Genomic DNA, 23,056 nt, shown 5'->3' with positions numbered 1-23,056 from the left:
ATCATCATGAGCATTTACAAAAAACTTCACGAGATACAGAAGTCCGTTAGGGGGCTTGGAAAGGATAAGGACACTAAATCCCAATATAATCCTAACGGATACGCCTATGTTACCGGAACAAAGGTTTTAGGCCATATCAAACCCTTAATGGATGATCTCGGATTGCTATTGAAACAAGAAGTCCTTTCAATAGATAATACACGTCAAGATTATACAACCGCAAAAGGACATCCAAAGCAAGAAATACTTTCTAAAGTAGAAATGCGATTTACTTGGGTAGACGTTGAAACCGGGGAAACAGATGTTAATCTGTTTGGAGCCAACGGCATGAACGACTGGGATAAAGGCGTAGGATCAGCACTCACTTACGCCGAGCGTTACTTCCTTCTGAAATACTTCCACATCCCTACCGATGAGGATGATATTGATAACCCGGACCGTAAGCCATCCCCTACCGATGAGGATGATAAAAAATCGGCCAAAAAGGAAACCGTAGCTGGACCAACAACGATGACCGAAAAGCAATTCAACGCTGCTTTGGCCCGGATTAACAAAGGCGAAAAGGATGTTATCATCAATGCCCAAAAAGCAAACATATTTATCCCTCCTGCAGAGCTTAAGGTGTTGCAGGAAGCTGAAAAGAATTATAAACCAACTAAATGAACTGTACCATGGAAGTTATATCATTAAACCCTGATTACTTAGCTGTAAAAGAGGCTTATGTAAACACTATTCAGGATAAATTTAGCAACGGAGAGCTATATTTATCTTATTCTTCACTATCTAATTTTCGAAAATCACCCCGTCATTTTATAGACTATAAACTTTTTGGAAATGAAGATACAGACAGTATTTTGCTTGGCAGAGTGTTTCACACTCTTGTCCTTGAACCTGATAAATTTTCAAAAGAATATGCTACAGCCCCCGAATGTGATCGTCGGACAAAAGAGGGCAAGGAAGTCTATGCAAAATTTCTGGAAGAAAGTAAAGACAAGACCGTGATATCTCATACGATATACAAAAATGCTGTTGAAATGGCCATATCTGTTTTATCGAACGAACAAAGCAAGTCTTTGATAGACGGCGCTAATTTCAAGGAGAAGCGTATAGATTGGGAAATGTACGGTTTTAAGTTTCTTTCATTCTTGGATGGTGAAGGTGAAGATTATGTTTTTGATCTGAAGAGCATGCCTGATGCTGACCCTCGAAAAGTGCAACGCGAAATACTCAATAGGTGTCTTTGGCTGCAAGGAGGCATGTACCTAAAAGCACTAAACGAAGATAAAGACTACTACATAATCGCAGTTGACAAAAAAGGAAACGTTTCTGTGCACCTTCTTATGCCGTCTTTAATTGAGTATGGGAAATCAGAATTTAAAAGGTTATGCGAAGATTTTGAGGATTGCCTAAGTACTAACAGTTGGTTAAAATCTTATGAATACAGGAGCCACAATGGAATATACCCAATCGACAAGCCAGTATATAACATCTGACTATAGGGCATTAGAGTTGATCAAGGAGTATTCCGAAAGGATGTGCAACGAACCGGATGAGGTTCTTAGAAAGGTTTATCTCAACACTATTTTAAGGCTATGCAATCAGATAAACTTCGAAGATACTACCGAGGCGTGGTAGTACCTCATTCGTCTACCGCTCTAATAGACGCAGGATACGAAAGGGAGCGCTTCTCGCACCATGAACTTGTGCATAAGTTCTGGAAAGTGATTTTAAACACTCCCTCAACCGCCGATTTATCAAACAAACAATTTGTAGAATTCATCGAGGATATAAAAAGGATATGCGCTGTATATCTGAATTATTATATCCCAGATCCTGATAATAACTGAAATGAAAGAAAAGATATTGAGAGCCATTGATCTTGTGATAGATGCACAGGATCAAGGCGTAAGACTATTAAATGTAGAGATATATCATTCGGTCAAAAAATTAGCAATATATCACTTAGACCTAACCCAAAATAGGGTAGTAAAATCATTATCCACTTACTTCGGGGACGACATGTATGGATATTGTAATCCCGATATCGGCCATTACCCAATGGATCAATTTATTGTTGAACTTGAAAATTACCTAACAAATGAAGCACAGAACACTGAGAGAGAAAATAGAGCAGCACAGGTTAACTCCTAAAGACTGGACGCATCCTTATCGAATTTGCTCGCCTAAATTCCAGATAAGCGCCATGAGGTTCGAGACTGAAAACGAGGCGTACAAATTCTTTGACGTTCTAAAATCGCAAAACGTACAGGCTATTCTATCACGAGTAAATGTAAAGGATATGTCTATCAAAATTTTGAAATACACAGCAAAACGAAAGGAGTAAATAATGAGCAGGAAATTAGGATACACTTGGTACCCTAAAGATTTTATTTCCGATCCCGATGTAATGTTTATGACTGCAGCCGAGAGAGGTGTATACAGAGACTTATTAGACATTGCCTATCTCAACGACAATGAGATAAAATACAATGTCGAAATGCTCGCTAAATACACCAATTCGGACATTGAAACAGTTCAAAGAGTACTCAATGTAAAGGGGAAAGAAATAGATGTTGGATGGTCAATACCAAGCTGTGAAAAGAGGCTAAATATAGCCCAAAAAAACAAGCAAAACGGAGGCAAAGGAGGGAGACCAAAAACCCAAACAAAACCCAAAAGTAACCCAAATAATAACCAGTCGGTTACGAATACTGGAACCCAAACAGAAAGGCAAAGAGAAAGAGAAATAGAAAGTGAATATAAAAGAGAAATAGAAAGTGAAAGTGAATTACCAAATTCACCCACACAAAATTTTTCTTTTCCCGGCAGACAACCAATTGAAACTTTAAAAAAAAATTGCGCCGGACATCAGAGTTGGTTGGAATCGATCGGAATGAAAAATTCACTTTCGATGGGCCAGGTCTTGGAATGGTTCGATGCTTTTTGCCTGCACCTGCTTGCTTCTGGTAAAACGGAGGAAACAGAGCAGGAGTTCAAACGCTATTGCGCATCGTGGATAGCTTCGGAAGTCAGGCAGGGACGAAAGCCAATCACCACTCCCCCGCCGGAAGTAAATGACAAAAAATTATCAGCGATGGAAATCGCCAAAAAAGTAGCGGAGGAAAAATATGGAAACATCAATATCTAAAATCGACAAATACGTCGCACTCCAAAAGTTGGAAATGTGCATCGAGGTGTTTGATACTCCAATGGCGAGAGAATGCGAAAACAAAGCATTGGACGCCGTTCTTTTCCCTGCTATACTGAAAGCGAATGCGGATCTTGGATATAATGCCAACGAGGATAAACTAACACATCTTTTCGCCAACATTTCAGAAGAGGTAAAAAACTCCGTTCCGAATATCCGATTAGGAGAAATACCGATTGCAATACACAAAGGTGTTTTAGGCGATTTAGGAGAGTTTCAAGGTCTATCAGTAGTCACGGTTATAAAATTCCTGAAAGCTCACTACACAAGCGGAAAACGTGCTGAAATAGCAAAGCTTAGATCGGTTGAGGAAGAAGAAAAGCCAATACCCACAAAAGAGGAACAAAAAGAGCTTGCAAAAGGTCATTTGATCGAAGCCTTTGAACGGTTCAAAACTAAAGGTGATTTAGGGTATTCGGGAGTGTATCTGTACCGATGGCTGAACGAAGATTTTAAGCTCATCACATTCACTAATGATGTCAAGTGGAAGATATACTATCAAGCCATTGTTTCAATTTTGGGACAAAAGGAAACAGGACTGATCAAAAACTTCATGACCGTATCTCCAAACCGAAAGGAAATAAAGCTACTCAAACAGTATTTGGAAAAATTCAAAGACGAGAAAGAATGCGCAAAACAGGTTGCAATGAATATACCCAACGAAGAGCTGTTTATTTCCATTCGCAACGAAGCTGAAAGAATATCGGTAGTAAAGTTTTTCAGGGACTGTATCGAAATGGAAGTAGAATTAAAAGACTTGCTAAATGATACGGATTGATTATAAGCCATTATCAGTTAACGATTGTTGGCGTGGCAAAAGGTTTAAGACCCCCGAATACAGCAAGTACGAACGTGACTTGCTTTTTTTATTGCCTAAATTAAAACTTCCTCCTACACCCTATCACATAACATTCGAGTTTGGATTTTCAAGCAGATCGTCCGACTGGGACAATCCAGTAAAGCCATTGCAGGACATTTTACAGAAAAAGTACGGATTTGACGATAAACATATCGTAAAGGCAACGGTAAACAAAGTTTTGGTTCCAAAAGGAAAAGAGTATTTCAAATTTAAAATAGAAACAGTATGACAAAGTTTTTAAAATCACTTCAATTTATTTTTCGTCCATCTTTTTGGATAATGAATGAGCCCTACTCTCCTGCTCATGATTCCTTATTGAATAAACTTATGGATGAGCATGAGTTTACCGATTTTACACGATTTACTGCCAAATTGGGTAACGTGGAGATTTGGATATCCAACTACCCTCATGCTGTGGGATTGTATGATATGTGCCAAAATTCACGACCATCAAGATTGACAATTTTAAGGATGTGGAAGAAATTAGCCAAAGACATTGTTAAAAATTATGATAAAACATAAAAAAGGAATCTGTGTATCATGCGGTAATGAACGTTTGATATATTGCCGAAAACTTTGCGGAAACTGTTACAACCGTCAAAGAAAGAAAACGCCTCTCCCCCGTCCTACCAAGCCTATTCCAAAAGAAAGCCCAAAGCGAAAAAAGGAAAGGCCGATATACTCCAAGTTAGCTAAAAAATTCAAAGAAGATAATCCCTACTGTCAGGCAAGATTAGAGGGATGCACTCATATTGCTACCGAGGTGCATCATCGAAAAGGACGGGGTATACATTACCTGGATACAAGCAAATTTCTTTCATTGTGCCACAGTTGCCACACACAGATAACAGAACATTCAGCCCTTGCAATATCGCAGGGGCTTTCTTATTCAAGATTAACAGACAATTAACACCTGTCCTCTCTGTAACAGAGAGGTGTAAAGCTAAAATCAAAATGAAAAAGCAAGAAATATTAAAAATAGCACAATCTAACGCTGAACGTATCAGTGAAATCGAGAAGCATTTAGCGATGAGCAAACCTAAGCCCCAAATTAAAGGATTGGGAGTTGGTAAGTGGTATCGACTAAGAAATGGCAATCTAATATACGCAACTGCACTTATGGCTAATAATCATATCAGCGGATATGGATTTGGCGGAGGAGGCGAAGCTTGGACTGATGGGTATGATCATTGGTTGGTTGATGGCGAATTTACCGAAGCCACACCCCAAGAAGTAGAACAAGCTTTGATTGAAGAGGCTAAACGGAGGTATAAGGTTGGGGATAGAATATCAGATGCTAATGGTGTTGAAATAACACCCAATGGAAGCTATGTATTTAAAAAAGGGATATTGTACTATGGCGGTGCAGTGATATTCCTTAAAGGTAATTGGGCTACACCTATCGTGGACAAATTCGCTGAACTGAAAGAAGCACATAAGAATGGGGCGGTTATTCAATTGAAACATCATACTGATGGCTGGGTAGATCTGAAAGACCCAAAATTTAATGATACTTTTTCTCTATACCGTATCAAACCCTTAGAGGAAGAAAAACCAATGACCGATAACATCCAAAACCCCCTGCTAACAGAGATAATGGTATTGAGGGAAACCAATGACAAGCTATCAGACCTATTGCAGAAAATCTGCATCGCTCGAAGGAACGGACAGGAAATACCTCTAATGGAAATTGAGAATTTAATTAAGTCGGTAACAGTTTAAAGAAGTCGAGGGCTAACCCCCTTGGCTTTTATCAAAAAATTAAGGAAATGAAAGCAACATCAATAGAAGAATTAATTAAATATCTAAATGATTTGGGTATTTCTACTGAATACAATGACGGAGAACCCGGCAAGTTTAACCGTCTAATAAAATTCACCGTTAATGAAATTGAATATTTTATAGAATGGTGGGTTAACCAATCTTATTTAAAGTTTGGCAACTGCAAAGGGTGCGCTAACCTACCCTTCAAATACATCAGCGTCAATCCAAATAATCCGACTAAATCTTTCAAATTCGAACTATGTTTCTATGACGAATTGGTCAAAAACGAAGGTCAATTTTCTTACTGTGAATATCCTTTTGGATGCCTGAAAATTCCATTTAACAAAGCAAGAAAGGAGGCTTTGAAATGATATTAGTTAACGATTCTGCTTGGTATGAAGATTTTGACGAATGTCTTGAAAACAAATTATCTGACTTTGATACCCTCGATGAGGAGGATTTCGTGATTGAGTACCAAGAGTGTAAAAAAGAACCTTGTATAGATTGGAGCATAGAAGACATCGTTGAGAATATGATGTATGAGCGTGATACCGAAGATGGTGACTATTATCAGAGAGTTGTTGACCTCATTAAAAGGTATACTGATGTTAATGCAATCAGGCGTGAAATGCCCGAATTGTATTATCCTAAGATGCCTTACAAGGTATTTGATCTAAAGGAATTGGATCAGTACAAGGAGTTTATAAAGGAACAGGACGGAGGTAACAATGCCTAAACCAAAACCAAACCACGACTACACCGAAGCCCAGGAGCTTCGCAATAAAGGATACTCCCTTGTCGAGATCAGCAAGATGACGGTGTCAACAGATGGCTATTGGGCGACAACACAACTAAGCCTGATGACTATCTGAAGATACGTCAGAAGCGTACGAAGTCGGAGCGAAAGCCAAAGCCTAAACCACTGCCAAAACGGTTAAAGACCAAGCTGGATGTAAAGAAAGAAGCCAAGATGAATATCGGCTTCTCCCATATCCACAAGGCAGAGGTAAAGATGACGGCTAAGGATCGGGTATTCCCCGATAGATCGCCACGGCAGGAAAGAGCGGTAGTAGTCAATCACAAGACTACCGTATTCGTCAAGTCTGACGACACAAGGACTAATGAACAGATTATTAACAGTTATTTAAGGAGGATAGGGTGATGGATTATAAAGAGTTTTTGAAATCGAAAGAAATTCAATTCAGCCATTCAGGATTTGAGATATCCGAATTAGACCTCAATCCCATGTTGAAAGATTTTCAGGTATACGGAGTATCCACAGCGCTAAGAAAAGGCAAATTCGCTTTGTTCTTTGATTGCGGTTTGGGAAAAACATTCTGTCAGCTCGAATGGTCGAGGCACGTGACAAGACATACCAATGCGCCCGTTCTGATACTTGCGCCATTGGCTATTGTTCAGCAGACTATTGACGAGGGTCGCAAGTTCGGTATTGATGTGTACCGATACGATAGTGAATGTACTCCATGTATCAATGAGCCGGATATATTTATCTGCAATTACGATCAGCTGAAAAACATCGACACATCGGTTTTTGCAGGCATTGTACTTGACGAAAGCTCCATTCTAAAAGGCCGTGACGGTAAACTATCGAGTTCGATTATTCAATCGTTCAGAAACACCCCGTACAAACTTGCTTGCACCGCTACTCCATCACCTAACGACCATATGGAATTAGGACAGCATAGTGAATTTTTAGGTGGTATGACCTACTTAGAAATGCTTGCAATGTACTTTGTTCATGATGGCGGTCAAACTTCAAAATGGAGACTTCGAAAACACGCAGAAGATGACTTTTGGAAATACGTATGTACATGGTCAATTGCGATAGACACACCTACCACTTTGGGATTTGACGGAACCGGCTATGATCTACCTGAAATTGAGTATATCGAACATATCATTGATGTTGAAAACAACACGAACACGCTATTTGGTGATGTTGCTGTCAGTGCAACGGATCTGCACAAGGATTTAAGACGATCTTTTGACGCACGTATAGATAAAACAGTCGAATTGGTCAATTCCAACAACGAGCAATGGATCGTATGGGCGTTAAGCAACCAAGAGACCGACACGCTTAAAAAAGTATTACCTGAGGCTGTAAATGTACAAGGTAGTGATACAGCAGAATTCAAGGCAAAGCATCTAAACGGATTTGCAAAGAACGATTTTCGAACACTCATAACCAAGACTTCCATTGCGGCAATGGGCATGAACTATCAGAACTGCCATAACATAGTGTTTACCTCTTACGACTTCAAATTCGAACAGTTCTACCAAGCTGTCAGGAGGTGCTATCGTTTTGGGCAGACGGAGAAAGTAATGGTTCATTTGCTTATACCGAGTTCGCAGATCAATGTCCGATCGACAATATTGGAGAAGCAGGCAAATCATTTCAATATGATACGCCAAATGGCTAAGTATTCCGCCACCAACGATTACAAAAGAAATAAACCCGAAAGAGAGTATAAACAAGCTGCTATTCAGCTTCCAAAATTCGCATGTTAAAATGAAAGAGATAGTTTTAAAAGACCAAGTAGTAACAGACCAATTCGCATATTATTGCGGAGACTGTGTTGAAGTATCACAAGGATTGCCAGACAATTGTGCCGACATAACCATATATAGTCCGCCGTTTTTTGAGCTTTACGTTTATTCGGATGATCCTAAGGACATGAACAATTCGGCTAATTACACACAGTTCAGGGATCATTACCGCTTCCTTGTCCGTGAGATCAAACGAATACTAAAGCCCGGAAGGATATGCGCTGTGCATTGTATGGATCTGCCTGTTCAGAAAGGTAAATACGGATATATCGGTCTTCGTGACTTTAGTGGAGACCTCGTTAAAATACATGAGGAAGAAGGGATGATATACCATAGTCGGGTAACCGTTTGGAAGAATCCAGTGACCGAAATGCAACGAACAAAGGCGTTGGGTTTATTGCATAAGACAATCAAAAAAGATAGTTGCATGAGCCGTGTGGGCATTCCTGATTATGTTTTATTTTTCAGAAATGAAGGAGACAATGAAGTCCCTATTACCCATCAGGACACAGATCCATCAAAACCCAACTATCTACCAGTTGACCTTTGGCAAAAGTATGCAAGCCCTGTTTGGTATGACATAGACTACTCGCGTACGCTTCAATATCGTTCCGCTCGCGGAAACAATGACGAAAAGCACATCACACCCTTGCAACTGGACACGATAGAAAGAACATTACACCTGTATTCAAATGAGGGGGAAACGGTATTCAGTCCGTTCGGAGGTATAGGAAGCGAAGGGTTTGAAGCCATCAGGATGAAACGAAACGCTGTGCTTATAGAGCTGAAAGATAGCTATTTCAATGTAGGGGTTCAAAACCTAAAATCTATTGTACAGGAAACGAATCAAGTCTTAACGCTTTTTTAACATGAAACACCTATTCTTCACAGGCTTTTTACAGGTGTTTTTCGTAGCGATCAACACCGTGTTCCTTGCAAGGGGCATTGCTCCGGGCATATTCGTAGCTGCTTTTCTCATAAGCTTCATCTGGACGCTTAACGTCCGCAAGACGGTAGCGGCAACATTATCGGAGCGTGTTATTTACAGCCTCGGAGCGGCAACAGGAAGTATATCGGGGTATTATTTAGCGGAGTTTTTGATATGACCACCCAGCAGATAGGACTTGCATTAGAGCTAATCAACGGTCACGGCATGAGCTATGAGGATGTCGCCTATCTATGCTCTTGCCTTCCGTCAACGTTGAGACGGTTGGATAAGGAGTACATGTGCTACAAGTTTACAGGGCATGTAGTAACAATTCAAAGCAAAATAAACAACGAAACAGAATGACAACACTATTAACCACTCTCTTTATCGCTGTAGCGGTGGGGAGGGTATGGAGGAAAACCAAATATGATTAACGCATTTATATTACAACACAAACCTTTCAAGCCTCAAATAGTAGACAATCCGGAAGACATTCGATTCATAATAGTCGATCTATTTTGCGGAGCCGGAGGCACGACAATAGGGTTTGATCAAGCACGAAATTCTGACGGAAACCGTCTTGCTATTATTGCGGCCTGTGTCAATCACGATCACAAAGCTATTCGTAGCCATTGGGAAAATCACCCAGAGGTATTCCACTTCGAGGAAGACATAAGAACGCTTGAACTTTCGCCTTTGATAGAGATCGTTGCTACATATCGTGAGATATATCCAAACGCAAAAATAATCCTTTGGGCATCCTTAGAATGTACGAATTTCAGTAAAGCAAAAGGCGGTCAAGCACGTGATGCTGATAGCCGTACTTTAGCCGATCACTTGGACAGATACATAACTGCAATTGATCCCGACTACATACAGATTGAAAACGTTGTGGAGTTCATGTCGTGGGGGCCGCTTAACGACAAAGGAAAGCCTGTGAGTATGAAATCAGGTCAAGATTGGATGCGTTGGCGCAAACATATCAACTCCTTTGGCTATCGTGATGAATGGAAAGAAATGAACAGTGCGGATTATGGGGCATACACATCCAGGAATAGGTTGTTCGGATGTTTTGCTAAATACGGACTTCCAATCGTATGGCCAGAGCCTACGCACTCAAAAAATGGAGGCAAGAAAGAAACTCTTTTTGGAGAGGGTTTAAAGAAGTGGAAAGCCGTGAAGGATTTATTGGACTTTGAAGATGAGGGTGTAAGCATATTCGGTCGCAAAATACCTTTGGTCGAAAACTCTTTAAAACGTGTGTATGCCGGATTGATCAAAGAAGTTGCAGGCGGTAAAGAAGCTTTTTTGATGCAGTATAATTCAGGTAAAGACCGAATAACGGGAATAGATAGACCTTGCAATACTATACCTACCGAGAATAGATTTGCTTTAGCTCAAACATCATTTATTGCTAAATACTTTTCGGGACGTCCAATGAATAAAATAGCTTCGGTTGACAATCCGTTAGCAACGATAACTACATCAGCAAACCAAGCATTGGTAAATGTCGAGCCGTTCGTTTTGACAAGTAATTTTAAGGGTATTTCTCGTTCGGTAGATGAGCCTTGTCCAACATTATTGGCAAGCAGAAAGCATCATTACGTTGTTAATCCAGCATTCTTGGTCAATTACAATCACAGCAGTAAAACAAACGACATCAATAAGCCATGCCCCACTATTTTAACAAGAGATAAACTTGCACTTACTACGCCTTGTTTCCTCGCTAAATACTACGGAAATGGTGACAACGTTCAGTCAGTTAACGAACCGGCCGGTACGTTAACGACTAAAGATCGATTTACACTGATCCAAACAAATTGGCTTGATAAACAATACAGTGGCGAACACAATCACCAGTCAATTGACCGCCCGGCAGGTGTCATAACTACAAACGATCATCATTGCTTAATGACCGCCAAAGGATTTATCTATAATCCCTCACACGGTGGTCACTCAATGCATATCGAGCAACCTTGCCCCACAATCATAGCAAGGCAGGATAAAGCTCCTCTTTATTTCATCCAGTACGATATTGATCCTAATGTTCACATCGAGATATACGAGGATGACAGCGAGACGATGATAAAGATCAAAGAATTTATGGCGCTTTACGGTATTTCGGATATCAAAATGCGGATGTTGAAAGTTCAGGAACTTAAGCTAATCCAAGGCTTTCCGGAAGATTATATATTGTACGGAAATCAATCGGATCAAAAGAAGTTCATCGGCAACAGTGTCGTGCCGTTGGTAGTGAAATGTTGGGCTGAAGCTCAAGGAGAAAAATTATTAAAAATGGTGGCTTAACACCCCTTCCTAACAAGGAAGAAGAAAGGAGGAAAGAATGAATCCATTTTATGAAAAGAAAAATTTCAATATCGACAGTACTGTTATAAATGATAATTACAGGGTATCAACAGCTGCTATATTTTACGATGAAATATTCGGTGAACGGTTTCAATTAGAGACGTGGGTTTTTGTAAAAGGTCACAAAGGGAGTAAAATTAAAATTCACAATGTTCCATGCAACGAACACGGAATTAGATACTGTAAAGAATTTCATAAAAAGACCGTTGCTATGGTCAAATCTAAACTAAATAACCATGCTAAAAACTAAAACAATAACAACCGACAAAGCTACTTTATTGGTAGTGGAGGTCAAAAAGAAGTTCACGCTAAGAGGATTTGGGTTATACTATTTAGATGGTAGTGGATACGAAAGCCTTCCAAACGATAACTGGCAACTATTAGGACGCCTACCCGATATAACGGAAAAGGAATATTCAAAAATAGTAAATCCCGAAACCGATTTTCAGTATGAATATAAGTATTCTAAAGAGGTGTTTAATTCGTTATTACAAGCCAATGAGGTGTATTTTGATAATCCCTATGATAATAAGGATGAAAAATTTAAAACAAAACGACCTTTTTGCATTTTGGGTATTAGACCATGTGACCATATACGAATGAGTAATGGTGAATTTAGGGTATGTCTATGTAAACAATGGGAAGACTTTCAATCCAAAGTATTTGACAAAGAACGGACTTATTTATTTATTAAAGTAGATTAGAGATGGATTATAACACAGCATATCTTTGGATGCAGGACAATGCCTCAAGGGATGAATGGAACATATTTGTATCTATCACAATTGAAGATGAAGCTATTGACTATGCACAAGCTTTAGGAGCTTATGACCCGTTAGATGAAGATTAACAACCACACTCGGACTAATAGCAATAGCAGTCGCCTACGTGGTGGCTGATGAAAAGGAAACTTAAAAACAGGTACAGATGAGTGAAGTAAAAATACCAAATAAAAACTATTCTGTTGGTCAAAAAATATCTGGGTATATCAGCAATGTTCTGATACCTATTGAATTGATTGTTTTAAGGATAGAGGGGGATAAAGCCATTTGCAAAATTGACTACATAATATAAAAAGAACATGGATGAAATAACAACATGTGACTACTGCGACCAAGAAATACCAGTAGAAGAAAAGGAGTTAGAATGTAAGTACGGAGAATATGATTCCCTGTGTTTTAATTGTTATCAAGGATTAACTGATTATTGATTATGAACAAAGAACTAACAGCAATGCAGATGCTGATAGAAGCAATGCAAAAGAGCTACGATAGTATTGACGGCTCTGAAAGTTTTACATCAAATATTCAGAAGGGTGAAATAGGTAATAGAATAAGACAAGCCAAATCCCTTCTCCAAAAAGAACAAGAGCAGATTGAAAAGGCTTTTTCGGAGGGTTTTGATGACGGAATAGAATCAGAACTTGGATACAGAACAAAGTATGAAAATCAACGAGACTACTACAAATCTAAATATGGAGGTGAAGTATGACACACATCGTATACATATACTTTATCATCAATGCTTTTATAGCAGGTTTATGGTTTAGCGAAAATAAAGGCGTCTCATTAGTCATGCTTGTATGTGGATTACCTGCTTACATTCTTGTAGGTGTTTGGTTTATAGTAAGAATACCAGTCATTTGGCTCGAAAACAACTCTCTTTTAGTTGGTTTGTATCGACTTTATTTTACCGACTATTTCAGCAAGATGGATAAGATTACAATAAAGATAAGGAGGCAGCAGTATTTTGGGCTACGCAACGATAAAACGAACTGCAATTGGTATCAAAAATACTTTCTACGGCAAATAGATAAGAAATACAGCCACGGAATTACTAAAGAAATGGAGGTTAAGGTATGAAATTACCTCCTAAAAACAGACAAGTAGCTGTGTACGATAAAAAACACAAGACTTGGCGTGTTGATATGGTTGTAGATAGTTGTGGTGGTGGATGGTCATGGATGTACACTAATAAATTTGATGTTGAAAGATGGGTAATGTTGCCCAAAATGGATTAACAAAATATACAACGAAAGATGAAAACACTATCAATAAAACAACCGTGGGCATCGTTAATTGCTCATGGTATTAAGGACATTGAGAATCGAACTTGGAAAACTAAGTATAGGGGTATGATTTATATTCATGCTTCGGGTAAAATGGTACAACACGAATTTACACACGAACAATCTTCTGTCCTTGCAACGCACGAACGAATTAAAGGTTTTGATTTTTCAGCAATCATCGGAGAAGTTGACATTGTTGACTGCGTTATCAATCATCATAGTATTTGGGCGGATAAAACCGAAATAAATACGGATTTTGAAGACACTAACGCCTACTTTGGCAAACCAATCTACAATTGGGTATTGGCTAACCCCCTACTGTACGATCAGCCTATTTTGAATGTAAAAGGGAAACTATCCCTTTGGGAATTTGATAAGGCGGTAAAGTCATAGCCTCTTTGGATAAAGGAATATGAACCTGGATAATTTCATCGGTTATCTCTCTTCATATGAGACGGCATGTTCTTATCATTTTCAAGTTCAAATGCCCTCGATAGCAGCTCCATAAAATCAGGCCTCCATTTGGGCATTTCGCCGCCATATCTACGTTTCCATTTACCTCCGTAATAACGGATAAATTCGCTTGATTTTCCATATTTGTCGGTAATTACAATGTGAGGGGTTCCACCTAAATAGTGCATGCGGTAAGGTATATGCTTGACATCTCCGAAGTAGTCTATTTCTAAAACGCCGTTGAATTCTGGTATCATGACGCAAAGTTGCTAACAATTTTAGTAGACATCCAAAAGCCATTTAAAAATATAGTAAGCAATGCCTTACTTTATTGGTTAGATTTGTTACATGAATATTGAGGAATTGAAAGCAGCGTTACTTGGTAAAGAATACGCCACACCGATACGATTAGGCGATCATGCAGTAATCACAGACGATGCGCAATTGTTTCTGCGAACGTCTTTTCAGGAATGCGATAGATGGACTAAGGATATCGAGAAATGTCCGGCTTATGGTAGATTGTTGAAGTTTTATGAGGTTACACGGATATCGTCTTCCTGACGTCGGGAAGATGCTATACGTTTTCTGCTTTTTAAAACTCCAATATCTTATACTTAGCGGTAAGTACAGGCCGCCATTCGCCTGTATCAAAGTCGTAATAATATCCGCCTCCCAATCTTGTTCTTCCGAAATGAACCCCTGCATCAGCTCCGATATTTAGTTTGTCAGTATAGAATGCAGAAGCATTTACATCTACCTTAACAAAAGGCTTTGTGACTTCGAATTTCACCCTTTTAACCTTATTTACAGTCGCCCGTGGATCTGATATCCAAAAGTCGATATAATGCTTCTTCGGAGCTAAAAACCAAGTCCTGCGCCAATATTCAGCATAGTTTATCTCTGCGTTATAGGAGAAGTTGAAGTGTCCGCTTGATAGCGTGTCCTGCGGTTTGATAAATTCGATGTTTGCCCATTTATCGGAGTACCTGAAACCTGTATCTGTCTTGGTAGCTTCCAATTTCCCCTGCAACGACACGCTGTACTGTTTCCATTCTTTCAGCTGCTTACGCTCTATGTTGAGTAAACGGGTAACGCTATCGAGTTGCCTACGGGCCGACGTGTCAAGTTCTGTAACCGATCTGACCACGTTCTCTTTATCCAAAATAACAGCGTGCTCAAATCCTTTTCGGTCGATCTCTTTGGTAACTTTGTCTACCTCCGCCTGAACAGCTTTCTTTGCTGCAGGAGCAATACCGCTTTCTCTTCTTTCTTCCCGACTAAGCAGCAGGAATAACAGCACGACAACCGCTGCGGCCAGTAGTGCTGTGAATATCTTACTTCTCATATCTCAAACTGTCTATGATGACATCCCTGTTCTTGATCTGCGCATCCTTGTACATCACGGCTTTGGTGTAGTCGTCTACCTGCTTTTCGAGTTTTTCAACACGCTCACGGAGATATGCGACCTGTTCAAGGCAATCTTTGTTGCTGTCCTTTGCGCTGTCCGTTATTACGAATATCAGCACCCATATCACGTTGACTGCAACTATCAGGATTATAGTAGTCGGATGCCTTACCCACTCCTTTAGGGTGTATCTGTTTACTGTGTTGAAATCTGCCATCTACTTCATCAGATTATAATAATACAATACCTTATTCCGAACGTCATCCAAGCCGTTCAGACCTCCGTTTACTCTCCGCCTTATCAGCTGTATGCTGTCCTCGCTAACATCCCCAGCCAACCCCCAAAGGCGGTTGTCATTGAAATAGAACACAGCACTTTCGAGTGGGTACATAGTGGCTACCAAATCGGGATTGTTCAGCAGGTCTACCCCTAAGAATTTACCGAGCCTGTCATAGTTGAATTTCCCCGTTGTCTGCATAAAGCCACGGCCACGGAACTTATAACCGTCGCCTACGGTATTGTTGCCCATTCTACCGCCGTATACGTTATTGGCCAGTGCTTCGGGATTATACGCTACCTGCTGCGCCTGTCCTAACGTCTTGAAGTACTTAGGGAATACCTGCAAAATCCGCTGTGCTGAATATCGGAGGTTTTCCTCAACTATGCTGAACCCTGCGCTCTCATGGTGCAGATTACCGAAGAAATGCGCTGCCATAGCTTTGGTAGGTACTTTATAATGGCACTGGAACTTAGTAAGCGTATCGTTTCCGATAATGCCGTCAGGAGTTGCGCCTACCGTGCGCTGTATCTGTTTAATCCTGTTCTTGGGGGTCATATTTCCTCGTCTACTGGCGGTACGTAATCTATCAACTCAATTATATCAGCTGTGGTCAGATATTGAGCTTCAACTAAGCTGATAAACCAACGGCCGTCTGTCATCTGTACGGGATTGAATAATACCCCTTTGGTATACTCTGTGCCTTCTAATTCCTGCGCCTTATCGGCTGTTATTATTGCTACTATCATAATGTTATGCTATTTGTGGAAGTCCTAACCTTGCCATGTCGGCGTTTTCGATTGCTCTGATGTCCTGTGATACTGAATAAGGTATTGCTTTGCCCATGAAGAAAGAAGATAGGCCTTTTATCGAATATGATGACCCTGTTCTCATCACCAGTTGATTTAAATCAGCTATTACAGTGCTTGTAGATTTTCTTGGAAAAATAGTGTCTTTGTTTATGACTAAAACATCTGTAGGCGATGTCCTGCATAGCGCTTTAAATCCAACACCCGACGTGTTGACTACCGCGCTTAACACTCCGTTGCCTTGATTTATTCGACTAGAATCGTTCGATGGTAACATGTAAAACACATTGTTTGTATTAAGCTGGTTTCCGTCTATATTATTTTGCGTTGCATTTCCTGAAGCCTCATCATCATGAGCCACAGCTCCCCTACATGCATCATTCAGCTGATATTTCTGTCCCGAAACCAACAAGGATGGATTGAAACCGGTATTAATATACCCATTTGTGGCACTGCCTTTTACACCATCATCCGTCCAAGTTAACCCACCGTACGGAGTGGCCAACACCCAATCAGGATTAGCAAGGTTAATGCACTTAAATAATACATCCCCATCACCTCTATATCTATGCTGTAAATCGTGATATTCCATCCATATCGGATACATATCTCTTACGTAGAGGTCGAACTCTGCGAGTTTTGTTGGAAGCTGTGCGCCGACCTGCAACGCCCGTTCGATGATTAATTTGGTGTGAAAGTGCGGTATATGACCGCTCCACATCAGGTTATTACCTCCGAACCTCAATCGTTGCCCACCGAACCGCAATACTACTGCCATATAAGAACCCTCCCAACGTTTGTTAGCGATTGTCCTGTACTGTTTTCATCAAATCCCGGTGCATCTTCAAGGTCGTAGAAGCCCCCTATCTGCAATAGAGCATCAGCCGCATCACTTGCAGCCTGATTAGCCGTGTTGGCATATCCCTGTGCATTACCCTCACTTAAAGCTGCCGCCTGTTCGCTCAGTAAAGCATCCGCCGCACTCTGCACCGCCGTATCCCTTGCATCCTCCGCACTGTCTGCTGCTGTTTCTGCTCTTTCTACTAAAGGTAAGAGGTCGGGGTCTTCGGTGATTAGTTCAATGACGTACTCGTCCGTCGTTACTTCGTTAATGATTACTTCAACACTCATTTTCTTCCTTTGTTGTGACAGTTCCTGTCAGGTTTAACTTAAATCTCGGTGCTATTATATCCCTGCCATCTATGTTGATCAGAAGATCTCCGTAATAGATGTCTATAGGTAATTTGTTAGTCCACCTCTCGAATTTTAACAGCAGTCTGTTAGGCTGTATTTCAAGTCTTCCGTTATCCTCTGATAATTCAAAGTCAACATAGCGGCTTGCATCTACCGAAGACTTGAACTGTATCTTGGGGCATATGTCTGTGAAGTTCTTGCTTTCACCGTTCAGGCTTATGCCCGAAAAAAGGACGTGAAGTGTCTCGCCTCTTTTGGCTTTTATCTCTATTAATGGTATGTCTTTGTATTCGTTCATAGCTTATTTGTTTAAGTATTTAATCCATGAAAAAGGTTTTCTCCCATTTAGGTATCCGATATCCCAATCGTTCGTATAAGCTTCTCTTTCAAATGATATGTTACGGTAAGCGTTTCCTTTCATGAATAGGCGTATAACCCATTCACATACATACCAAGCGTAAAAAGTTGTATACCCCAATAAAGAGTACCATCCGAAGCCAAAGAGAAGCAGTATCAATATTGCAGGGATATTTATTTCCAATTGCTGTCTAACATGGATATCCTCATGTCTTATAGTCCTCTCTGATAAAGGGAGATACTTACCGTTGACAAATAGTATAGGGTACATGGTCAAGGCTACAAATGAACTTATTCTGGGTATTAATTTTAGTTTTATCATACTTTTAAATATTAAGGTCCGGGCGTAAAAGAATACTTCATGCTTACGCATATCCAGAACTCGCTGGAAGCAAACGCATCATCGGCAAAATATGTTGTTGCCTCTATGTTCAATAAACTATTATCCGCTGTAAGGGTATCTCCCATACTTATACGGGAATACATTGTCACTTTATGAATGCCATCAATTGCCGAAGATATGCCTACCGGGGTGCTGTTTAATATTGTATCGGCTATTGAACTCGGCGTTACTACACCTGTCGGGCCCAGCACATCCTCAAACACCCTGTATTCTCCGTCTGGACCGGAACCTGTTGGCACTATTGTCCAGACTATTGTACCAGATACTACCTTTAAAACTATATCAAACAAATCGAAAGTCCATGTTTTTATAGTTTTGTCAGAACCTGTTAATCCGCTTAATAGGTATTCTCTACTCGCATTGGCCCCTCCCCCAGCCACAGCTACATCTACGTATCCTTTATCTACTAAGCTCCTATCAGAATAACTTGTGGAGTAATCAGCGTCGTATCTTAAAGGGCATCCAAACGCTACCAAATCGGCTATTCCAGCCTCATTGGTTACCCTGATACCCGCTTCTACCTCGCTTTCATCACGAGCACTTAATATTAGGTCCGTATCGTCTTGGTATACTTTAGTATATTGAGGTAAACCGGGACCCGGCCTGTTGTATTCTATGCTTAACGGATCATCTGTGTCAGTCCTTACAGCCGCACTTCCTGCATCCATCACATTCTGTAGTGTAGGCGTAGTCCCCGAAAAACTTATCCCCTCCCCATCAGGAGGAAAACTTGTACCGTTGTAAACGTATAAAAGCTCATCGGTCAAATTATACCACGCATCATTCTGAACATTACCGGATGATGGCAATGAAGCATAATCATTAACATTGCCCAAGAAGTTAAAAGACTGTGCGTTGCTACCGTTTGTCACAGTGAACTGATACGTAGAGGCGTCCGAATAGGTTACTGTGTAGGTATCAACGAGGCCGACTGTACTGGTAAGCTCTATGCTTTCTATGGCCTTTACAGCAAGGTCGCCGCCCCCAAGGATAGAAGTACCATTTATTGTCTTTATGCTCGTTCCGCTTACAAGAGCGTCCTGTTTGACATTTAAAGCAGCGTATAAATCTGTCTGATCCCCTATAACCCCTGTTATATTCCCCCATGATGCGCTACCGCTACCCGATCCGGTGTCCCACTCACCGAGCTTAGTCCATATGCCGGAAGATCTATACCAAAGTTCCACCGATCCAGTCAATGGTCTGAACCATATATCCCCGTCCGCTCCCTGCGTGGTAGGTTCGATAGAGTTCCACGTTACGTTCTGAACCACCGGAGTAGTTGACCCCGGAACTTCCTCTACCCAATTGGAGTTATCCGTACCGCCTTTAAGTACGTACTTCTTCTGTTCGTTTATCACATATACAGTAAGCCCTTCATACCTTGAATTTGTAGGCATGCTGTTTCTTGCCTCTATATTGGGCTTAACAGACCTTAAATCCAAAGGGAAAGGCATCTGTGCATTAAATCCTTCTATCCAGTCAATAGCCATATCTTATTTAATTAATTTCAAAGTTTACTACTAAATTTGTTATCACTCCCACAAACCACGATAGCTTGATGTGTTTATAAGTATAGCCTTCGATAATTACATCAGGCTCATATTCCCACCCTGTTGTACTTGTAGCGCCTGTTTCATATTTTATGGATCTGATAGTACCTAAAGACGCCAGATGTAGAAAACGTAGATAAACATTAGATCCATCGTTGCTAAAGGCTACCGTATACGTATCTCCCGATTTCGCATACGGCACTCTTCTTAATGTATTCGCAAAAAATGTTAATTGTTCACCCCAAGCTATATCGGGTGGACTTCCTATAGGACATGTAGAAGTGTCTGTACCTGCCGGCGCCCATCTTTCCTGCCCATAAGTCGGAGACGCTTGGTTTATATCAGTTTCCACTCTTTCCACATCTCCGGTATTAAGTCCATCGACGTCTCTGACGCATCTTGTAGCCCCTGTAGGTTGCCAATCGGGATTAACAGTACTGTTGCCATCATTTCCTCCCGGAGGTAATACATCCTCGTTTTCGTCTAATATCTCTTTTAAAACTCCCCGGAAAGTACTTCTGTCACCGCCTATACTTCCGTTTAAAATAACAAACCTTTTTCCCGGTAGCTCTTCGAAAGTAATTCTACTCGACCAGTGCAGACCGGTATAATTAATCTCACACTGTAGTAATGTAGTAGGTTTCCAGTACATCTCCATAACAGATTTTGCCGTCACCAAACCTTGTCTCGACCACCCGTATCGATTGTCCCATGTATCCCAGAACAATGTTATATTGTCGCCCCATGACATGCCGCTTATCCTATCCTCCGCATATTCCCCATAGTCATCTCCTGTAAGAACATCTATATCGGATATTGTATCGGTGTATTCTCTTGTTAATTGAGATTGAAAGTCTGGATACATGAACGGATCTATCTGTGGAACAGCCTCATTATTTGCGTCTATAATTTTGTTGAACTGAAATCCAGTAATAGTCAATTCGTATGTGTCTGGCACTACTGGAGATAGTGATAAAAGAGCCGTTGTATCCCCAAATAATGTTTTTTTATTATTGTCATTCGGATTAGCAACTAAGCTATTTACATATGCCCTTTTTTCAGACCTCTGTCCAACTGGAATTTGGTATATTATATCAACAGGCAAAATATCTGGTATACATCCTACACCTATAATTTCCAATGTTACAAATCCGCTTATAGGAACAGCCTCTACATCCAAAGATATTTGCCTCCAACTTCCCTTCCCTATTCCGTCCCGCTCCTTTAAAACAGAAACAAAGCAATAATCACCACCCGCTTCTGTTTTCTTCCTCCAAGACGCCCTGTATCCCTGATACAACGTACTTGCCCCTTGTACATTACGAACCTCCGGCCTGTCAATCCCAGAAAGTACGGCATCATAAAGAATATTATCAGGACCGGAATTAAAAACATAAGTATAGGATTCACGAATAGAAATTCTTAATATCGCCCCTTCATCGCCTTTATAAATCCTATCTCCATCTATTTTTTCCCACCATGATATTTTTAATCTATCCCCTCGATTTACCTGCCTTATAGGGTTAGCATCTTTGTATAAACTTCTATTTGCCAAGAATGTATATTTATTATAATTCTTAATGATGGCGGCATTATTTATATCCAATGGCGGTATTCCAGTCGTTAAAGGGGTTATACTCATAGGGGCAGAATCACTGAGTATTGACATAATTGTCCATTGAGGGACAGACCCTACGGTAACGCCTTCGAAATTAGGGTTATCGACTAAGTTTTTCATCGAATCGCCTTCTTGCTTGTATTTATACTGATAGTTTACTATAACGTTTTTTAGCACCCTATCCATTTTCAATGAGGTTCCGAATATACGATAAGCCCTATCTGTTGGTTTACATGGCAGTGATACGTCGCTTCCAAAAGGCTGCCTTCCTATAGGAGTGCCCTCGCTGTTATATACGAACCATTCATAAGTATTTGACGGCAATTTGTCCGCATTCCACCGCCTTACCTCCCAGTGCCCTTTGTTCTGTTGTATGACCACCCCCCACTGCCGGGCTATTGCGTCCAGAACTTCCCAAGTGTTCATGGCCCCGCCGCGGGCTTCGTAGTAAGTTTTCCCTTCTATATTACTATCTTTTATCCATACTCGGACATCGTGATTAGTGTTATATAGAGGATCTTCTCCGTCTACAGTCGATGATGGAGGCGCGACAGAAATTGTGACTGATTGTCGGCTATGTGCAGGTATCAATTCAGAAACATACAATCTGAAAGAATATGGAAATCTGGTAGTAGTTACTGTTTTGGATACAACTGTAAATTTAAGCCCTTCCATACTTCCATCAATAAATTCCAATATATCATTTGGATCTATTGCATCGTATAGAACTGACCTTTCGGCAATAGTGTCAAATTCAAAAACGAAATAATCTGCCCTTGATGTAAGCGGAGGCGATAGAGTAACCGTAAATAAAGACCCTCCTATCCCCTGAACTAATGGTTTTAGATCGACAAAAGACCATATATTCATGTTGAACCCTGTCTTTTTTAGACCCTCCTTTATTGCCCATAAAAAAGACTGTATATTATCTCCTGTATTCCCGTAGTTCTCACCTAAAGCGTCGGTAAATGGATAGCTCTTTAATGTTGACAGATTATCAGATGCCTTTATAGTTAGATATCTACGGTTTAGTTCCCAATTTGATTCCGATATACCATCGGACAGTACGTTGCCCTGCCAATCGAGAGCCCCGTTTCTATATCTTGCAAGAAGATATGTTTTATCAGTACCAGTATATAAATCTGTCAGCTCAAATCCTTCTTCAGATATAAATACAGCTGTAGCTCTTGTAGGGTATACACCTCCTATAGCCATATTCCCCGAA

Annotated in this window: 33 protein-coding genes; 22 read left to right on the top strand and 11 right to left on the bottom strand. The window is 40.5% G+C overall.

The window, feature by feature from the left end; genetic code table 11:
• Window positions 1-6 precede the first annotated feature (6 nt).
• From G5B30_RS16720 to G5B30_RS16610, 21 genes are all read left to right on the top strand, one after another.
• The gene (locus tag G5B30_RS16720; protein ID WP_165321159.1) at window positions 7-663 is read left to right on the top strand and encodes an ERF family protein; all 657 of its coding nucleotides are present in this window, start codon (window positions 7-9) and stop codon (window positions 661-663) included.
• 8 nt (window positions 664-671) lie between these two features.
• On the top strand, window positions 672-1,493 hold the full coding sequence (locus G5B30_RS16715; protein ID WP_165321158.1) for a PD-(D/E)XK nuclease-like domain-containing protein: 822 nt from the start codon (window positions 672-674) through the stop codon (window positions 1,491-1,493).
• Window positions 1,494-1,848: 355 nt separating this feature from the next.
• Window positions 1,849-2,151 (top strand): hypothetical protein, encoded by a 303-nt coding sequence (locus G5B30_RS16710; protein WP_165321157.1) that lies wholly within the window; start codon window positions 1,849-1,851, stop codon window positions 2,149-2,151.
• A 196-nt stretch (window positions 2,152-2,347) separates the two neighbouring features.
• Window positions 2,348-3,148: a YdaU family protein gene (locus G5B30_RS16705; protein WP_165321156.1), complete on the top strand. Its 801-nt coding sequence runs from the start codon at window positions 2,348-2,350 to the stop codon at window positions 3,146-3,148.
• Window positions 3,129-3,986: a hypothetical protein gene (locus tag G5B30_RS16700; protein ID WP_165321155.1), complete on the top strand. Its 858-nt coding sequence runs from the start codon at window positions 3,129-3,131 to the stop codon at window positions 3,984-3,986. The genes G5B30_RS16705 and G5B30_RS16700 overlap by 20 nt, the downstream gene beginning before the upstream one ends.
• Window positions 3,987-4,346: 360 nt before the next feature.
• Window positions 4,347-4,589, top strand: coding sequence for a hypothetical protein (locus G5B30_RS16690; RefSeq protein ID WP_165321153.1), 243 nt, complete (start codon window positions 4,347-4,349; stop codon window positions 4,587-4,589).
• Between the two features lie 432 nt (window positions 4,590-5,021).
• Window positions 5,022-5,789, top strand: a complete 768-nt coding sequence (locus G5B30_RS16685) for a hypothetical protein (protein WP_165321152.1) — start codon at window positions 5,022-5,024, stop codon at window positions 5,787-5,789.
• Window positions 5,790-5,836: 47 nt separating this feature from the next.
• On the top strand, window positions 5,837-6,202 hold the full coding sequence (locus G5B30_RS16680) for a hypothetical protein (protein ID WP_165321151.1): 366 nt from the start codon (window positions 5,837-5,839) through the stop codon (window positions 6,200-6,202).
• Window positions 6,199-6,567, top strand: coding sequence for a hypothetical protein (locus G5B30_RS16675; protein ID WP_165321150.1), 369 nt, complete (start codon window positions 6,199-6,201; stop codon window positions 6,565-6,567). Before G5B30_RS16680 ends, G5B30_RS16675 begins: the two co-directional genes overlap by 4 nt.
• The gene (locus G5B30_RS16670; protein WP_165321149.1) at window positions 6,560-6,703 is read left to right on the top strand and encodes a hypothetical protein; all 144 of its coding nucleotides are present in this window, start codon (window positions 6,560-6,562) and stop codon (window positions 6,701-6,703) included. The genes G5B30_RS16675 and G5B30_RS16670 overlap by 8 nt, the downstream gene beginning before the upstream one ends.
• Entirely contained in the window at window positions 6,667-6,993 is a 327-nt protein-coding gene (locus tag G5B30_RS16665; protein WP_165321148.1) for a hypothetical protein, read from the top strand. The genes G5B30_RS16670 and G5B30_RS16665 overlap by 37 nt, the downstream gene beginning before the upstream one ends.
• A complete protein-coding gene (locus G5B30_RS16660) occupies window positions 6,993-8,360 on the top strand; it encodes a DEAD/DEAH box helicase (RefSeq protein ID WP_165321147.1) in 1,368 nt (455 codons plus the stop codon). The genes G5B30_RS16665 and G5B30_RS16660 overlap by 1 nt, the downstream gene beginning before the upstream one ends.
• 1 nt (window position 8,361) lies before the next feature.
• Window positions 8,362-9,267, top strand: coding sequence for a DNA-methyltransferase (locus G5B30_RS16655; protein WP_165321146.1), 906 nt, complete (start codon window positions 8,362-8,364; stop codon window positions 9,265-9,267).
• A 1-nt stretch (window position 9,268) separates the two neighbouring features.
• Entirely contained in the window at window positions 9,269-9,505 is a 237-nt protein-coding gene (locus G5B30_RS16650) for a hypothetical protein (RefSeq protein ID WP_165321145.1), read from the top strand.
• A gap of 248 nt (window positions 9,506-9,753) precedes the next feature.
• Window positions 9,754-11,634 carry a DNA cytosine methyltransferase gene (locus G5B30_RS16645; RefSeq protein WP_165321144.1) on the top strand — a complete coding sequence of 627 codons (1,881 nt, stop codon included), beginning with the start codon at window positions 9,754-9,756 and terminating at the stop codon, window positions 11,632-11,634.
• A gap of 37 nt (window positions 11,635-11,671) precedes the next feature.
• On the top strand, window positions 11,672-11,944 hold the full coding sequence (locus G5B30_RS16640) for a hypothetical protein (protein WP_165321143.1): 273 nt from the start codon (window positions 11,672-11,674) through the stop codon (window positions 11,942-11,944).
• Complete coding sequence (locus tag G5B30_RS16635) at window positions 11,931-12,398, top strand: hypothetical protein (RefSeq protein WP_165321142.1); 468 nt, start codon at window positions 11,931-11,933, stop codon at window positions 12,396-12,398. Before G5B30_RS16640 ends, G5B30_RS16635 begins: the two co-directional genes overlap by 14 nt.
• A gap of 2 nt (window positions 12,399-12,400) precedes the next feature.
• Window positions 12,401-12,544, top strand: a complete 144-nt coding sequence (locus tag G5B30_RS16630; protein WP_165321141.1) for a hypothetical protein — start codon at window positions 12,401-12,403, stop codon at window positions 12,542-12,544.
• A 77-nt stretch (window positions 12,545-12,621) separates the two neighbouring features.
• Complete coding sequence (locus G5B30_RS16625) at window positions 12,622-12,768, top strand: hypothetical protein (RefSeq protein WP_165321140.1); 147 nt, start codon at window positions 12,622-12,624, stop codon at window positions 12,766-12,768.
• 138 nt (window positions 12,769-12,906) lie between these two features.
• Complete coding sequence (locus G5B30_RS16620; RefSeq protein ID WP_165321139.1) at window positions 12,907-13,185, top strand: hypothetical protein; 279 nt, start codon at window positions 12,907-12,909, stop codon at window positions 13,183-13,185.
• 547 nt (window positions 13,186-13,732) lie between these two features.
• Window positions 13,733-14,155 (top strand): ASCH domain-containing protein, encoded by a 423-nt coding sequence (locus G5B30_RS16610; protein WP_165321137.1) that lies wholly within the window; start codon window positions 13,733-13,735, stop codon window positions 14,153-14,155.
• A 35-nt stretch (window positions 14,156-14,190) separates the two neighbouring features.
• Here G5B30_RS16610 and G5B30_RS16605 read toward each other — a convergent pair whose 3' ends face one another.
• The gene (locus G5B30_RS16605; RefSeq protein ID WP_165321136.1) at window positions 14,191-14,472 is read right to left on the bottom strand and encodes a hypothetical protein; all 282 of its coding nucleotides are present in this window, start codon (window positions 14,470-14,472) and stop codon (window positions 14,191-14,193) included.
• Window positions 14,473-14,563: 91 nt separating this feature from the next.
• Between G5B30_RS16605 and G5B30_RS16600 the strand changes: the two genes are divergently transcribed.
• On the top strand, window positions 14,564-14,776 hold the full coding sequence (locus G5B30_RS16600; protein ID WP_165321135.1) for a DUF6965 family protein: 213 nt from the start codon (window positions 14,564-14,566) through the stop codon (window positions 14,774-14,776).
• Between the two features lie 31 nt (window positions 14,777-14,807).
• Here G5B30_RS16600 and G5B30_RS16595 read toward each other — a convergent pair whose 3' ends face one another.
• Genes G5B30_RS16595 through G5B30_RS16550 form a run of 10 tightly spaced genes read right to left on the bottom strand, consistent with a single transcriptional unit; the run spans window position 14,808 to window position 23,046 of the window.
• Window positions 14,808-15,560, bottom strand: coding sequence for a hypothetical protein (locus tag G5B30_RS16595; protein WP_165321134.1), 753 nt, complete (start codon window positions 15,558-15,560; stop codon window positions 14,808-14,810).
• Window positions 15,550-15,837 (bottom strand): hypothetical protein, encoded by a 288-nt coding sequence (locus G5B30_RS16590; RefSeq protein WP_165321133.1) that lies wholly within the window; start codon window positions 15,835-15,837, stop codon window positions 15,550-15,552. Before G5B30_RS16590 ends, G5B30_RS16595 begins: the two co-directional genes overlap by 11 nt.
• Complete coding sequence (locus tag G5B30_RS16585; protein ID WP_165321132.1) at window positions 15,838-16,455, bottom strand: glycoside hydrolase family 19 protein; 618 nt, start codon at window positions 16,453-16,455, stop codon at window positions 15,838-15,840.
• Window positions 16,452-16,646: a hypothetical protein gene (locus tag G5B30_RS16580; RefSeq protein WP_165321131.1), complete on the bottom strand. Its 195-nt coding sequence runs from the start codon at window positions 16,644-16,646 to the stop codon at window positions 16,452-16,454. Before G5B30_RS16580 ends, G5B30_RS16585 begins: the two co-directional genes overlap by 4 nt.
• Window positions 16,647-16,650: 4 nt before the next feature.
• Complete coding sequence (locus G5B30_RS16575; RefSeq protein ID WP_165321130.1) at window positions 16,651-17,484, bottom strand: hypothetical protein; 834 nt, start codon at window positions 17,482-17,484, stop codon at window positions 16,651-16,653.
• Window positions 17,475-17,837 (bottom strand): hypothetical protein, encoded by a 363-nt coding sequence (locus G5B30_RS16570; protein WP_165321129.1) that lies wholly within the window; start codon window positions 17,835-17,837, stop codon window positions 17,475-17,477. Before G5B30_RS16570 ends, G5B30_RS16575 begins: the two co-directional genes overlap by 10 nt.
• Window positions 17,827-18,198: a hypothetical protein gene (locus tag G5B30_RS16565; RefSeq protein WP_165321128.1), complete on the bottom strand. Its 372-nt coding sequence runs from the start codon at window positions 18,196-18,198 to the stop codon at window positions 17,827-17,829. Before G5B30_RS16565 ends, G5B30_RS16570 begins: the two co-directional genes overlap by 11 nt.
• A gap of 3 nt (window positions 18,199-18,201) precedes the next feature.
• Window positions 18,202-18,579, bottom strand: a complete 378-nt coding sequence (locus G5B30_RS16560; protein ID WP_165321127.1) for a hypothetical protein — start codon at window positions 18,577-18,579, stop codon at window positions 18,202-18,204.
• 11 nt (window positions 18,580-18,590) lie between these two features.
• Window positions 18,591-20,153 carry a hypothetical protein gene (locus G5B30_RS16555; protein ID WP_165321126.1) on the bottom strand — a complete coding sequence of 521 codons (1,563 nt, stop codon included), beginning with the start codon at window positions 20,151-20,153 and terminating at the stop codon, window positions 18,591-18,593.
• 7 nt (window positions 20,154-20,160) lie between these two features.
• Window positions 20,161-23,046 (bottom strand): hypothetical protein, encoded by a 2,886-nt coding sequence (locus G5B30_RS16550; protein WP_165321125.1) that lies wholly within the window; start codon window positions 23,044-23,046, stop codon window positions 20,161-20,163.
• Between the last annotated feature and the right edge of the window lie 10 nt (window positions 23,047-23,056).

Origin of the sequence: Sphingobacterium sp. SGG-5, from assembly GCF_011043525.1 — a bacterium.
Taxonomy (GTDB): Bacteria; Bacteroidota; Bacteroidia; order Sphingobacteriales; family Sphingobacteriaceae; genus Sphingobacterium.
Note: the sequence above shows the minus strand (reverse complement) of the source record. Positions and strands in the feature narration are given on the sequence as shown.